The sequence below is a fragment of the Sphingomonas sp. genome (assembly GCF_036731925.1).
GTDB lineage: Bacteria > Pseudomonadota > Alphaproteobacteria > Sphingomonadales > Sphingomonadaceae > Sphingomonas.
In genome coordinates this window covers 1007874-1021430 of sequence record NZ_DAINDJ010000001.1, presented here as the reverse complement: position 1 = coordinate 1021430, position 13557 = coordinate 1007874, and the positions used below count along the sequence as shown (strand labels likewise).

The following is a 13557-nucleotide window of genomic DNA, read 5'->3' as shown; positions in this document are numbered from 1 at the left end:
TTCCAAATTTGGTATTGTATACCAATGGAACCTATGACAGCATCCCTTCTAAGCGGTGACGAAATCATGACGCACCGCCTTCAGCTGGGACAGCGGCGCAACGGCGCCGTATGGGGGATGCATCGATGGGAATGGGTCGACGCGAAGCTTTGAGATTGGGGCTGGCGGGCGCAGCGGCGCTACCCGCAGGTTCGGCACTGGCGCGCGCTGAAGCGCCCCGCGCGCTTATTGTTTCCACCTGGGATTTCGGCGCAGCCGCCAACGCGGCTGCCTACGCCCAGTGGAAGAAGACCGGCTCGCTGATCGATGCGGTGGAGGCCGGCGGCTGGGTGCCCGAAGCCGATGCCGAAAACCACTCGGTAGGTCTGGGTGGCTATCCGGACCGCGACGGCCATGTCACGCTGGACGCGATTATCATGGATGATCGCGGCAATGTCGGCGCCGTTGCCGCGCTCGAAGACATTCTCCATCCTATCTCGGTCGCGCGACGCGTCATGGAAAAGACGCCGCACACCTTCCTGGTGGGGGAAGGCGCGCGCCAGTTCGCGATCGAACAGGGCTTCCCGAAGACGCGCCTGCTCACGCCGGAGGCGGAAGCCGCCTGGCGCGAATGGCTGAAGACCGCCAAGTACAAGCCTATTGCCAATATCGAGAACCAGCGCGGTTCGTCGCTCGATCACGACACCATTGGTATCGTCGCCTGTGATGCCAATGGTCGCCTGGCCGGCGCCTGCACCACGTCCGGCATGGCATACAAGCTTCGCGGGCGGGTCGGGGACTCACCGCAGGCGGGCTGCGGGCTGATGGTCGAGCCCGGGGTCGGTGCTGCGACATCGACCGGGGTGGGCGAGGAAGTGACGCGGATCGCCGGTTCGGCACGCGTCGTCTCTTCGATGCGCGCCGGCATGGATCCGATGGCCGCATGCCGCGAGGCGGTGCTGCACATCGCCAAGCTGCGCGGAGATGCCGTGAAGGACGCGCAGGTCGCGTTCCTCGCAATCGATCGCGATGGCCAAGTCGGCGCCTATGCGCTCCAGCCGGGCTTTACCTACGCGGTTACCGATCTCTCCGGCGCGACGAAGGTCCTGCCGGCGCAAAGCTTGCGAGGCGCGGGCCACAACTGATCTCTGGGGAGTGAAAAGACTATGACGTTCAAGGTTCCACTGCAGAATTCCGCTGTCGCAGCGGCGACTGTCGTCATTGGCACCCGCAAGAACATCGCGGGCTCGATCATGACGAAGCGCAAGGCCCACTCGATCGTCAACGTGCTCAGCGCCTAGGATCGGCGCTCCCGATATTTGCGTGTCGCACCAGCGATGCGCCAGTTGTCAGTGAAGTAAAGGGGATTACATGCGTACCATTCAAAAGTTGCTGGTAACCACCAGCTGCTTCGCCGCGCTCATGGCGGCACCCGCGATGGCACAGGATGCGGCGCCCGCAGACGAGGCCGCGGCCTCGGCCGGGGACGCCATCGTTGTCACCGGGTCGCGGATCAGCCGTCCCAACATCGCCGCTGCCGCGCCGATTACCTCGGTCACCTCGGAAGCGATCAAGCTCCAGGCCGCAGTAAACATCGAAGACGTGCTGAACCGCCTCCCCCAGGTCGCGCCGGACAGCCAGCAGAACTATCAGGACTCCGACGGTCGCCAGCGCATCAAGCTGCGCAATCTCGGCTTCGAGCGCACGCTGGTGCTCGTCGATGGCAAGCGCCTTGGCACGATGAACGGCCAGGACACGGGCATGATCCCGACCGCGCTGGTGAAGCGCATCGACGTTCTCACTGGCGGCGCCTCGGCCGTTTACGGCTCGGACGCGGTCGCCGGCGTCGTCAACTTCGTGATGGACCGCGACTTCACGGGCATCCGTCTTGACGGTAACTACAACTTCTACGTCCACCAGAACACGCCCGGGCTGATCTCGGAGGTTGCCCGCAACTACAACTTCGCGCAGCCCGCGCGCGGGCTTGCCGTTGACGGCGGCCGCGCAGACGTGAACCTCACGGTCGGCAAGAAGCTGTTCGACGATCGCCTGCGCCTGCAGGGCTATGTGAACTATCGCCAGGGTGATCTCGTGCCCTATTCGGCGCGCGAAAGCTCCGGTTGTCAGCTGATCCAGTCGGTGAAGGACGGCCCGCTCGGCTGCACCACGTCGACCTACACCAAGACGGGGTATGTCTCGCCGCTTTCCGGCCCGAATAACGGCAGCGGCTATGTGAACAATCCCGATGGCAGCCGTAACTTCCTGCCCTATTCTGACGCGCTGGCTGCCAATCCGTATGACGGCTATTCCTTCCAGCGCAATTCGCAGCGCTGGAATGCCGGCGGCTTCGCCCAGTTCGAGATTTCCGACGCAGCGACGCTCTATACCGATGCGATGTGGTTCCGCGACAAGTCGGTCAACGGCTACCCGGCGCGGGTGTTGAGCTACACCGCCCTGGGCACGACGCCCTACACGGTGAAGTGCAACAACCCGTTCATGTCGGCTGCACAGTCGCAGGCGATCTGCGGCGCGAATGCCGGCACCGCCACTGCCGTCCCGATCGAGCTGCGCTATCGCTTTTCGGGCGTGCCGGACCAGGACGACACCTATATCAACCAGGGCCTTCGCATCAGCAGCGGCGTCCGTGGCAACTTCGCGGACGGCTGGAGCTACGACGTTGGCGGTGTCTACGCTCGCAACCGGCAGGATTTCACCACCGGTGCCGTCGACTTCAGCCGCGTGAACAAGTCGCTCGACACGGTGCTCGTCAACGGCGCGGCGGCATGCGCCTCGGGCACCGCGGACGGCTGCCTGCCCTTCGATCCGTTCAGCGCGGCTTCGGCAACCAACAACCAGGCGCTGTTCAATTACCTCTCGCAGGGCACCTACGGCACCACCACCACGATCAACACGATGTACCAGGGTGTCGCGACCGTGCAGGGCGACCTAGGCAAGATGGGCATCAAGAGCCCGTTCGCCGAACAGGGCGTCGCGATCGCGTTCAGCGCCGAATATCGTGAAGACAGGTTCAAGAGCTACGCTGACCCGGTATATCGCAGCTTCAATGGCGGCACCGATTCCAGCCTCAGCCAGCACGTCTGGGAAGGCATGACCGAGATCCAGGCGCCGCTGGTGGAACACAAGCCGTTCGCCGAGACGCTGCAGTTCAACGGCGCCTTCCGCCTCTCCAAGTACAACACCAACCCGAAGACCTTCTCGACCTGGAAGACCGAACTGGTCTGGGCGCCGGTGCGGGACATCACCTTCCGCGGCTCCGTCAACCGCGCCCAGCGTGCGCCGACCGTGGTGGAAGCCAGCCAGGGTGCAAACATCAGCTATGGCCGGATCACCACCGCCTATAGCGACCCGTGCGCCCCCACGCTCGTCCGCATGACGACCGACCCGAGCACCGGGCAGCAGGTGCCGGTCTACGGCGCGCCGCAGGCCTCGCGTGATGCGTGCCGTGCAACCGGCCTTGCCGACAACCAGTATGGTAGCGCGACGCTGCTCTGCCCGACCGACGTCGGCTGCACCTATCGCAGCGGCGGCTTCACGGTGGATCCGGAAACGGCATACACCAAGACGGTCGGCGTGGTGCTGCGCCCGCGGTTCATCCCGGGCCTGACGTTGTCGGCGGATCGCTACCTGATCGATCTCAACAACTCGATCGGCTACAACGATTACTCCTACTTCTCGGCAGGTTGCGCCCAGACTGCCAGCGACTTCTTCTGCAAGGCGTTCGTGCGCAATGCGGACGGCACGCTGTACAGCAACCCGAACACCAACCCCTCGACGGGCTTCATCCGTCAGGGCACGACCAACTACTACAAGTCGAAGGCGCATGGCTGGGACTTCCAGGCACAGTATGCGCTGCGTCTAGGCGACCGCATCGGCAAGCTGGACTTCGACTTCAACGGTTCGCTGTCGACGCTGCTTGGAGGCCAGGACTCGCCGATCCTCCCGGTGAAGAACTGTGCGGAAGGCTATTTCGGCGACAATTGCAGCCAGTTCATCCCGAAATGGTCGCACACGCTGCGCACGACCTACACCACGCCTGACCAGAAGTTCCAGCTCTCGCTGAACTGGCGCTACCTGGGCCCGCTGACCAACACCACCAACTCGGGTGATGCGGCGCTCGGTGGAACGGCCGCCAATGCGCGGACGACCTTCTACCGCATCTCGCCGTATAATTACTTCGACCTGGCGGTGAATTTCCGCGTGAACGAGATCTATTCGTTCCGCATCTCGGCCAACAACCTGCTGGATAAGGATCCGCCGATCCTTGCCAACTCGTACAACTACGGCCTGTCACGCAACAACACGCTGTCGGCCCGCTATGACTCGCTGGGTCGCCAGGTAGCGGTGGGTGCCACCGTCAAGTTCTGATCTTCCCTGCAAACTGAACTATCCGTGCTCGCCCACCTGTGTGGGCGAGCACGACTTTTATAGGCCGACCCACCTTCCGCACCGGCGCTTCCGGCTTGACCGCGGGCGCCAAAGCTTTCAGATGCAGCTCCAGCATCAGCGCCGGTTTAGCTCAGCTGGTAGAGCAGCGGTTTTGTAAACCGAAGGTCGCGGGTTCGATTCCTGCAACCGGCACCACGCCCCTCATCAGTCGCGCGAGAGTGTCGCCACCCGCAGCATCGCCACCGCCGCCAGGAGCAGCGTGGTCGCCGCGAATGCCATCGTCCAGATCGGCTCGCCGGGGAAGAAGCGGTTCATGATCGAACCCATCACGGTGGCGACCAGCAGCTGCGGCACCACCACGAAGACGTTGAACAGCCCCATATAGATGCCCAGCTTCGCCTGCGGCAGGCTGGAGGCGAGGATCGCGTAGGGCATGGCAAGGATCGACGCCCAGGCGATGCCGATGCCGATCTCGCTGGCGATCAGCCAGGCCGGATCATGCACCAGGAAGAAGCTGGCAAAGCCGGCCGCCCCGCAGAGCAGCCCGAAGATATGCGTCCGCGCCTTGCCGAACCGCGCCGAAAGCAGCGGCAGCAGGGTGAGTGCCGCCAGTGCCGCCACGCCGTTATAGGTCGCGAACAGCACATCCACCCAGTTGGCGCCTTCCTGATAGCCCGCGCTCTTCGGATCGGGCGCGCCGTAAAAGGCGCCGGCGACGATCGGCGTGGTGTTGATCCACATGATGAACAGCGCCGACCAGCTGAAGAACTGCGCGACCGCAAGGCGCTTCATCAGCGACGGCATGCCGGCGAAGTCGCCGACGATATGGCCGAGCATGCTCGCCCTGCCCGCCCGCGCCCGGAGGATCGCGACGATCTGCGCCAGGCCATAGGCAGCGAGCAGCCCGCCGAGCAGATACACTTCCTTCTCCAGCCCGAAGCGCGCGACCGCCAGCACGACCAGCCCGCCCGCGACGATCCAGGGCACGCCCACCGCCGGGTGGCGGGCCGCGAGCAGCTGCACCGACGCGCCTTCTTCTGCCGCTGCGGGGCCCTCGAACACGGCCATCTCCGCCGGGCTGTATTCGCGCGTGGTGAGCACCGTCCACAAAACCGAGCAGAACAGCGCCGCCCCACCGAACCAGAAGGCGTAGCGCACCGTGTCCGGCACGCCGTGCGCAACCGCCGCGTTCGACACGCCGAGATGCTCGAGCGCCCAGGGGAAGATCGACCCCAGCACCGCGCCCATGCCGATGAATGCGGTCTGCACCGCATAGCCGGCGCTGTGCTGGTCCTTGCGCAGCATGTCGCCCACAAAGGCGCGGAACGGCTCCATCGAGATGTTGAGCGAGGCATCCAGCACCCAGAGCAGCCCTGCCGCGAACCACAGCGCCGGACTCTCCGGCATCAGCAGCAGGGCAAGGGCCGCAAGGATCGCGCCGCCGAGGAAATAGGGCCGCCGCCGCCCGAGCCGCCCGAGCCAGGTGCGGTCGCTCAGATGCCCGATGATCGGCTGGACCAGCAGGCCGGTGAGCGGCGCCGCCACCCACAGGGCCGGCAGGTCATCCAATCGCGTACCGAGCGACTGGAAGATCCGGCTCATATTCGCGTTCTGCAGCGCGAAGCCGATCTGGATGCCGAAAAAGCCGAAGCTGATGTTCCACAGGCCCGCGAAGGACTGGCGCGGCTTCTCCACGCTCATGCCCCGCACGACTTGCGCACGACCAGCTTGGTGGAGAGTAGCGCCGGACCCACCGGCCGCTCACGGATCCGCCCTATCAGCGTCTCCACCAGCGTACGCCCCGCGAGGCGGGCATCCTGCATCACGGTGGTCAGCGGCGGGTTCGCCGAACTGGCCGCCGGAATATCGTCGAAACCGATCACCGAAACATCCTCTGGAATGCGCTTGCCTGCCGCCTGGAGCGCCCGCATCGCGCCGATCGCGATCAGGTCGCTCGCCGCGAGGATCGCGTCGAAATCTGCGCCGCTGTCGAGCAGCGCCTGTGCCGCGGCCGCCCCGGATTCCTCCGTGGTGATCGCATCGATCTGCAGGTTCGGATCGGCGGCGAAGCCCGCCGCCTCCAGCGCCGCGACGTGGCCGCGGTAGCGCTCGTGAAACTCGGGATAATGGCTCGAGGCCGTACCCAGAAATGCAATCCGCTTTCGGCCAAGCCCGAGCAGGTGCCGCGTCGCTTCGCCGCCGCCGCCGCGATTGTCGCACCCGATCGTCAGCCCGGCGCCCTCGGACAGCACCGATCCCCAGCGTACGAAGTGCGTGCCCGCATCTTGCAGCGCCTTCAGCCGCGTGCGGTACAGCTCGAAATCGCCATAGCCAAGCAGGATGAGGCCGTCTGCCTTGCGGGCATCCTCGTAATCGGTGTGCCAATCGCTGGATAGTTGCTGAAAGCTGATCAGCAGATCATGGTTGTGCTCTGCACACGTACGGATGATGGAGCCCAGCATCGAGTGAAAGAAGGGATTGATCAGTGAATCGTCCGACGTGGGATCCTCGAAGAACAGCAGCGCCAGCGTCTGTGAGTGGCGCGTACGGAGATTGGAAGCCGCCTTGTCGACACGGTAGTTCAACTGTTTGGCGATCGATTCGATACGCAGCCGCGTCGCTGGATTGACACCGGCCTCCCCGCGCAGGGCGCGCGACACCGTCGGCTGCGAAACCCCCGCAAGCTGCGCGATGTCGAACGATGTAGGCTTGCGCTGCATGCCCATCCTGCTTCCTCCCCGCGTACGGCCGTCTTCGCCGCATCGCATATTATGCATGGGCGCGGACGGGGCACCGCGTCAATCGCGGCGGTGGTGCCAAAAGGCCATAGCGGGCCTTCGACGGGCCTGAATACGTATGTGAGCGACTGGCCTCCATACCCCCTTTTGCAAGATTGGTTGCCGCACAGCGCAGGTTCAGCGCATCCCGCATGGGGCGGGCATCATCCGGCCACCCAAGAGCCGGGAGTAGAGACAAGATTGGGGAGAGACATGGTATTCAGCACGTTCCGCGGCCGTCGAGCCGCCCGCATCGCCCTTGGCGCCAGCGCTGCCGCGATCGCCTTCAGCTTCACCACCGCCGCCTTCGCACAGGACGCTGCTTCCGCAGCGGACGCGTCGGCGCAGGATAGCGCCGAGCCGATCGTCGTCACCGGATTCCGCGCAGCGCTGGAGAGCTCGGCGAACATCAAGCGCAACAACACGATGATCGTGGACTCGGTCTCGTCCGAGGACATCGGCAAGCTGCCCGACGTCTCGATCGCGGACTCGCTGGCCCGCATCCCGGGCGTGACCGCCCAGCGCCTCGAAGGCCGCGACCAGCGCCTCTCGATCCGCGGCCTCGGCCCCGATTTCTCCACCACGCTGCTCAACGGCCGCGAACAGGTGACGGTCGGCGACAATCGGGGCGTCGAGTTCGACCAGTATCCCTCGGAATTCTTCAAGAACGTCAATGTCTACAAGTCGGCCGACGCCTCGCTGATCGCCGCCGGCATCGCCGGCACGGTCGACCTGCGCATGCTGCGCCCGCTCGACCAGAAGCGCACCTTCGTCGTCGCTGCCCGCGGCCAGATGAACGAGCAGAAGAAGCTCAATCCCGATGGCACGCGCTACGGCTATCGCGCCTCGGCAACCTATGTCGACAAGTTCGCCAATGACACGCTGGGCATTGCCGTCGGCGTCTCCGCGCAGAACACGCCGACCCAGATCGAGCGCTATGCCGCCTGGGGCTTCCCCGCTGAATCCAACGCCGGCAACAACCTCTTCCTCGGCGGTGCCAAGCCCTATGTGCAATCCAACCTGCTCAAGCGCTATGGCGGCGTGGCGACGGTGGAATGGCAGCCGAGCGAGAATTTCCACTCGACCTTGGACGGCCTCTATTCGCATTTCGAGGAAACCCAGCGGCTGCGCGGCATCGAATTCCCGATCGCGCCGGCCTATGGCTCGAACGCGACGATCCAGCCGGGGTACACCGTGCAGAACGGCCTGGTGACGAGCGCGACGATCTCCAACGTCGTGGCCGTGCAGCGCAACGACTATAACAAGCGCAAGGCGGAGAACATCTCGCTCGGCTGGAACAACGACTTCAAGCTCAGCGACAGCATCCACTTCGTCGTCGACGCGAGCTGGAGCCACGCGACCCGCACCGACTTCCTGCTCGAGACCTATTCGGGGACTGGCTACAACCAGACCGGCGCGAAGGACACGATCAAGATCAGCCAGAATGCGAACGGCACCTACAGCATGGTGCCGACGCTGGACTACAGCAACACGGGCGTGATCAGCCTCACCGATCCGCGCGGCTGGGGCTATAACGGAACCCAGTCGGTGGTGCAGGCCGGCTTCCTCAACCGCCCGGACTTCGAGGACGACCTGAAATCGCTCCGCGCCAGCTTCAACGGTGAGATCAGCGGCAGCGTTCTCACGCGCTGGGAGGTCGGCGCGAACTTCAGCCGTCGCGAGAAGCAGAGCCGCTACACCTCCTACTTCCTCTGCCCGCCGGGCGCGGGCACCGGCTGCACGATCGCCAGCGGCACGCCGACCAGCTTCGCGGTTCCGGCCGATGCGGTGCTCGGGGAGCAGGTGGCGCTTGCGTATCTCGGCGTGCCGAAGATGCTGACCTATGACCCGCTCAAGGTCTACGGCCTGCTCCGCCCGGTGTTCGACAACCGCCCCGGCTCGCTGGTGCGCGACAACACGGTGACCGAGAAGGTCTATACCGGCTATGCCAAGCTGACGATCGACGGCACGGTGGGCGGCAAGTCGCTCAAGGGCACACTAGGCCTGCAGGTGGTGCATACCGACCAGGGCTCGTCGGGCGCGATTGCGGCGCTGCAGGGGGGCGTGGTTACTACCGCGCCGGTTGCCGACAACACCAAGTACACCAACTTCCTGCCCTCGGCGACGTTCAGCCTGGAACTGGTCCCCACCTTCTACGTGAAGATGGGCGCGGCGCAGACGATGGTGCGCCCGCGCCTCGACCAGGAGCGGATCACCCAGGCGGTGAACATCGATTTCGCCAAGCTCGGTCTCGGCAGCCTGCCGCAGAACAGCCCGTTCAGCTCGGACGGCGGCAATTTCCGCCTGCGCCCCTACCAGTCGACCAATATCGACATCTCGCTGGAGAAGTATCTGCGCGGCGGCGGCTATCTGTCGGTTGCCGGTTTCTACAAGCACCTGACCGACTTCGTCGATCCCAACAACAGCACGCTGTACGACTTCTCCGCGCTGCTGAGCGCCCTGCCCCCGGCCGCACAGGCGATCGTGCGGGCGCAGAACGCGCAGTTCGGCCTGGTGAAGACGCCGGACAATACCGGCCGCGGCGACATCCTCGGCGTGGAAGCCACCGCGTCGGTGCCGTTCAGCATGTTCGCACAGGCACTCGACGGGTTCGGCGTGTTCGCCAGCGGCTCGTACGTCGACAGCCGGGTCGTCTATGGCAGCAACCCGAACAGCCCGGTCACCCTGCCCGGCCAGTCCAAGTGGATCGCCACCGGCACGGCCTATTACGAGAAGAACGGCTTCCAGGCGCGCGCCACCTATCGCTGGCGCGACAGCTTCCTCGCGGAGCTGGCCGGCCTCTCGGCCAATCCGGAGTTCCGTACCGGCAAGTCCGAAGGCGTGCTGGATGCGCAGATCGGCTATGAGTTCCAGTCCGGTCCGCTGAAGGGTCTCGCGATCCTGGCGCAGGCCAAGAACCTGACCGACGCGCCGTTCATCACCACCGAGGCGGGCGATACCCGCCTGGTGCGCGAATATCAGCGCTACGGCCGCGATTATTATCTCGGCATCACGTACAAGTTCTGATGTTCGGTGGCCGGGTTCCCCGCGCGGGAACCGGGCCGCTCCATCGGCACCGGAGGGGGTAGGCCATGGCAACCGCAGCACCATATCGCATCGTCGTCGCAGGCGGCGGCACGGCCGGATGGATGGCCGCGGCGGCGCTGGTCCGCTTCCTCGGGCCGGGCTTCACCGTGACGCTCGTCGAATCCGACGCCATCGGCACGGTGGGCGTAGGCGAGGCGACCATCCCGCAGATCCGGATGTTCAACGCCGGCCTCGGCATCGACGAAGACGCCTTCGTCGCCGCCACCCAGGCGACCTACAAGCTCGCGATCGAGTTCGTCGGCTGGACCAAAAGCGGGCGCTACATGCACGCCTTTGGCGATGTCGGCCGCGACAACGGCTTGCTCGCCTTCCGCCACACCTGGCTGCGCGGAGTAGCCGAGGGCGTGGCCGAGCCGCTCGCCGCCTATGCGCTCAACAATGTCGCCGCGCTGGCCAACCGGATGCAGCGCGGACCGGCGCGGACCGCCCGCGTGCTGCCGGAAATGCCCTACGCCTTCCATTTCGACGCGGGCCTCTATGCCCGCTTCCTGCGCGACTATGCCGAGGCGCGCGGCGTGGTGCGGCACGAGGGGCGGATCGAAACCATCGCTCGGGCGGGTGCGGACGGCGATGTGCAGGCGCTCCACCTCGACGACGGCCGCCGCATCGAAGGCGACCTGTTCCTCGACTGCACCGGCTTCCACGCCCGGCTGATCGGCGAGGCGATGGGCGTCGGCTATCAGGACTGGTCGCACTGGCTGCCCTGTGACCGGGCGCTCGCGGTGCCCAGCGCCCGCCTCCGCGATTTCACCCCCTATACTCGCGCCACCGCGCACGATGCCGGCTGGCAGTGGCGGATCCCGCTCCAGCACCGCACCGGCAACGGCATCGTCTATTCGAGCCGGCATCTCTCCGACGACGAGGCCGCCGCGCGGCTGCTCGCCGGACTGGACGAGCCCGCGCTCGCCGATCCGCGCCCGCTGCGCTTCCTGGCGGGGCGGCGGGAGGTCTGCTGGGCCGGCAACGTCATCGCGCTCGGCCTTTCCAGCGGCTTCCTGGAGCCGCTGGAATCGACCAGCATCCACCTGATCCAGTCGGCGGTGGAGCGCGTGCTCAAGCTGCTGCCCGGCCCCCGCCCCCTTGCGCCGCTGCGCGCCAGCTACAACCGCCAGGCGGCACACGAGATGGACCGCATCCGCGACTTCCTCATCCTGCATTACTGCGCGAACGACCGGGACGAGCCCTTCTGGCGCGAACGCCGCGAAGCGCCCCTGCCCGACGGCCTGGCCGAAAAGATCGCGCTGTGGCGCGGGAGCGGCGAGATCGTCCGCGAGGATGGCGACCTGTTCAGCGACGTCGCCTGGCTGCAGGTGCTCGCCGGCCAGGGCATCCCCGCAGAGGGACATCATCCCCTCGCCGACCAGCCGCCGGTCGCGCAGATCGCCGAATATCTCGACCTTCTCGCCAAGCTCAATGCGCGCGAATTCGCGCAGATGCCCTCCCATAGCGACTTCGTCCGCGCGCATGGCGCCGCGGACGCGGAGATTGCCGCATGATCCGTTCGACCGCCCTCGCCCTGCTCGCCGCCGCGCTCGCCGCAATGCCGGCTGCGGCGCAAACCTATCGCGACCGCCTGCCCGAGGACGACATACTCTACTTCCTCCTCCCCGATCGTTTCGAGAACGGCGACACCGCCAACGATCGCGGCGGGCTGGCCGGCGACCGGCTTGTCACCGGTTTCGACCCCGCATCCAAGGGCTTCTACCATGGCGGCGATCTCAAGGGCGTGCTGAACCGGCTCGACTATATCCAGGCGCTGGGCGCCACCGCGATCTGGGTCGGGCCGATCTTCAAGAACAAGCCCGTGCAGGGGCCCAAGGGGCAGGAATCCGCCGGCTATCACGGCTATTGGATCACCGACTTCACGCAGGTCGATCCGCATTTCGGCACCAATGCAGACTTCAAGGCGCTGGTGGACGCCGCCCACAAGCGCGGCATCAAGGTGTATATGGACATCGTCGTGAACCACACGGCGGACGTGATCCAGTATCGCGAGTGCGGCGACTGCAGCTATCGCGGCCGCGCGGACTATCCGTACGGTCGAAAGGGGGGCCTCGCCGGGCCCGCGATCAACCCGGGCTTTGCCGGCGACGACGACCACAGCGCCGCCAACTTCGCCAGGTTCACCCGTCCCGACTATGCCTATACGCCCGTCGTCCCGGAGGCGGAGCGGAACGTGAAGGTGCCCGCCTGGCTCAACGAGCCGATCTACTATCACAATCGCGGCAACTCGACCTTTACGGGCGAGAGCTCGACCATGGGCGACTTTGTCGGGCTGGACGATCTGATGACGGAGCATCCGCGGGTCGTCGCCGGCATGATCGACATCTTCGGCGGCTGGATCGATCGCTTCGGCGTCGACGGCTTTCGCGTCGATACCGCCCGGCACGTGAACCCCGAATTCTGGCAGGCCTTCGTGCCCGCGATGCTCGCGCGCGCCAAGGCAAGGGGCATCCCCAATTTTCACATCTTCGGCGAAGTCGCCGATCCCGACGTGGCGGCGCTGGCCCAGCACACCCGCGTCGACAAATTCCCCGCGGTGCTCGACTTCGCGTTCAACCAGGCGGTGATCGACGTCGCCGGGGGCAAGGGCACCGATCGGCTCGCCAAGGTCTTCGCGGCGGACGTGCTGTATGAGGGCGGCGAGAAGACCGCCCACCGCCTGCCCACCTTCGTGAGCAACCATGATGCCGGCCGCGCCGCCACCTTCATCCGGCAGGCAAATCCGAAGATCAGCCAGGCCGAGCTGCTCCAGCGCGTCCAGCTCGCCCAGGCGATGCTGCTGCTGCTGCGCGGCGTTCCGACCATCTATGCGGGCGACGAGCAGGGCTTCGTCAGCGACGGCAACGACCAGGATGCCCGCGAGGACATGTTCGGGAGCAAGGTGGCGAGCTACAACGACAACGTGCTGCTCGGCACCGACGCGACCACTGCCACGCCCAGCTTCAACGCGGACCACCCGCTGTTCCGAGAGATTGCCACGCTCGCCCGGCTGCGCACCAGCCATCCGGCGCTGACCCGCGGTCGCCAGGTGACCCGCTATGCCAGCGACAAGCCCGGCCTGTTCGCCGTCTCGCGCTTCGATCCGAAGACCGGCGCGGAGACCGTGATCGCCTTTAACACCAGCGCGGAGCCCTGGACCGGCAACGTCCAGGTCGAGACCGGCTCCACCGCCTTCCATACCCTGGCGGGCGCCTGCCCCACCAGCGCCGCTGCCCCCGGCAGCCTCTCCCTTTCCCTTCCCGCGTTCGGCTACTGGGTCTGCGCGGCCGGAGCACCCAAGTGA

Annotated in this window: 8 protein-coding genes and 1 tRNA gene; 7 read left to right on the top strand and 2 right to left on the bottom strand. The window is 65.9% G+C overall.

Annotation, left to right across the window (positions count from 1 at the left end; genetic code table 11):
• The first annotated feature begins 125 nt into the window (after positions 1 to 125).
• The 4 genes from V7E00_RS05090 (at position 126) to V7E00_RS05075 (ending at position 4581) form a co-directional block, all read left to right on the top strand.
• Positions 126 to 1124, top strand: a complete 999-nt coding sequence (locus V7E00_RS05090) for a N(4)-(beta-N-acetylglucosaminyl)-L-asparaginase (RefSeq protein WP_333571586.1) — start codon at positions 126 to 128, stop codon at positions 1122 to 1124.
• 21 nt (positions 1125 to 1145) lie between these two features.
• Positions 1146 to 1280: a hypothetical protein gene (locus V7E00_RS05085; RefSeq protein ID WP_333571585.1), complete on the top strand. Its 135-nt coding sequence runs from the start codon at positions 1146 to 1148 to the stop codon at positions 1278 to 1280.
• 70 nt (positions 1281 to 1350) lie between these two features.
• Positions 1351 to 4365, top strand: a complete 3015-nt coding sequence (locus tag V7E00_RS05080; RefSeq protein ID WP_333571584.1) for a TonB-dependent receptor domain-containing protein — start codon at positions 1351 to 1353, stop codon at positions 4363 to 4365.
• Positions 4366 to 4505: 140 nt separating this feature from the next.
• Positions 4506 to 4581: transfer RNA gene (locus V7E00_RS05075), tRNA-Thr, on the top strand.
• Between the two features lie 9 nt (positions 4582 to 4590).
• Here V7E00_RS05075 and V7E00_RS05070 read toward each other — a convergent pair.
• Both V7E00_RS05070 and V7E00_RS05065 read right to left on the bottom strand, forming a co-directional pair.
• Positions 4591 to 6087 carry an MFS transporter gene (locus V7E00_RS05070; protein WP_333571583.1) on the bottom strand — a complete coding sequence of 499 codons (1497 nt, stop codon included), beginning with the start codon at positions 6085 to 6087 and terminating at the stop codon, positions 4591 to 4593.
• Positions 6084 to 7112 (bottom strand): LacI family DNA-binding transcriptional regulator, encoded by a 1029-nt coding sequence (locus V7E00_RS05065; RefSeq protein ID WP_333571582.1) that lies wholly within the window; start codon positions 7110 to 7112, stop codon positions 6084 to 6086. The genes V7E00_RS05070 and V7E00_RS05065 overlap by 4 nt, the downstream gene beginning before the upstream one ends.
• Before the next feature lie 264 nt (positions 7113 to 7376).
• Here V7E00_RS05065 and V7E00_RS05060 point away from each other — a divergent pair, with 264 nt between their 5' ends.
• From V7E00_RS05060 to V7E00_RS05050, 3 genes are all read left to right on the top strand, one after another.
• Positions 7377 to 10190: a TonB-dependent receptor gene (locus tag V7E00_RS05060; RefSeq protein ID WP_333571581.1), complete on the top strand. Its 2814-nt coding sequence runs from the start codon at positions 7377 to 7379 to the stop codon at positions 10188 to 10190.
• 65 nt (positions 10191 to 10255) lie between these two features.
• The gene (locus tag V7E00_RS05055) at positions 10256 to 11767 is read left to right on the top strand and encodes a tryptophan halogenase family protein (protein ID WP_333571580.1); all 1512 of its coding nucleotides are present in this window, start codon (positions 10256 to 10258) and stop codon (positions 11765 to 11767) included.
• The gene (locus tag V7E00_RS05050; protein WP_333571579.1) at positions 11764 to 13557 is read left to right on the top strand and encodes an alpha-amylase family glycosyl hydrolase; all 1794 of its coding nucleotides are present in this window, start codon (positions 11764 to 11766) and stop codon (positions 13555 to 13557) included. The genes V7E00_RS05055 and V7E00_RS05050 overlap by 4 nt, the downstream gene beginning before the upstream one ends.

What these genes read in the sequence shown, in the direction of transcription:
- V7E00_RS05090 (WP_333571586.1), top strand. Translation starts at nt 126, where the DNA reads ATGGGAATGGGTCGACGCGAAGCTTTGAGATTGGGGCTGGCGGGCGCA.
- V7E00_RS05085 (WP_333571585.1), top strand. Translation starts at nt 1,146, where the DNA reads ATGACGTTCAAGGTTCCACTGCAGAATTCCGCTGTCGCAGCGGCGACT.
- V7E00_RS05080 (WP_333571584.1), top strand. Translation starts at nt 1,351, where the DNA reads ATGCGTACCATTCAAAAGTTGCTGGTAACCACCAGCTGCTTCGCCGCG.
- V7E00_RS05070 (WP_333571583.1), bottom strand. Translation starts at nt 6,087, where the DNA reads ATGAGCGTGGAGAAGCCGCGCCAGTCCTTCGCGGGCCTGTGGAACATC.
- V7E00_RS05065 (WP_333571582.1), bottom strand. Translation starts at nt 7,112, where the DNA reads ATGGGCATGCAGCGCAAGCCTACATCGTTCGACATCGCGCAGCTTGCG.
- V7E00_RS05060 (WP_333571581.1), top strand. Translation starts at nt 7,377, where the DNA reads ATGGTATTCAGCACGTTCCGCGGCCGTCGAGCCGCCCGCATCGCCCTT.
- V7E00_RS05055 (WP_333571580.1), top strand. Translation starts at nt 10,256, where the DNA reads ATGGCAACCGCAGCACCATATCGCATCGTCGTCGCAGGCGGCGGCACG.
- V7E00_RS05050 (WP_333571579.1), top strand. Translation starts at nt 11,764, where the DNA reads ATGATCCGTTCGACCGCCCTCGCCCTGCTCGCCGCCGCGCTCGCCGCA.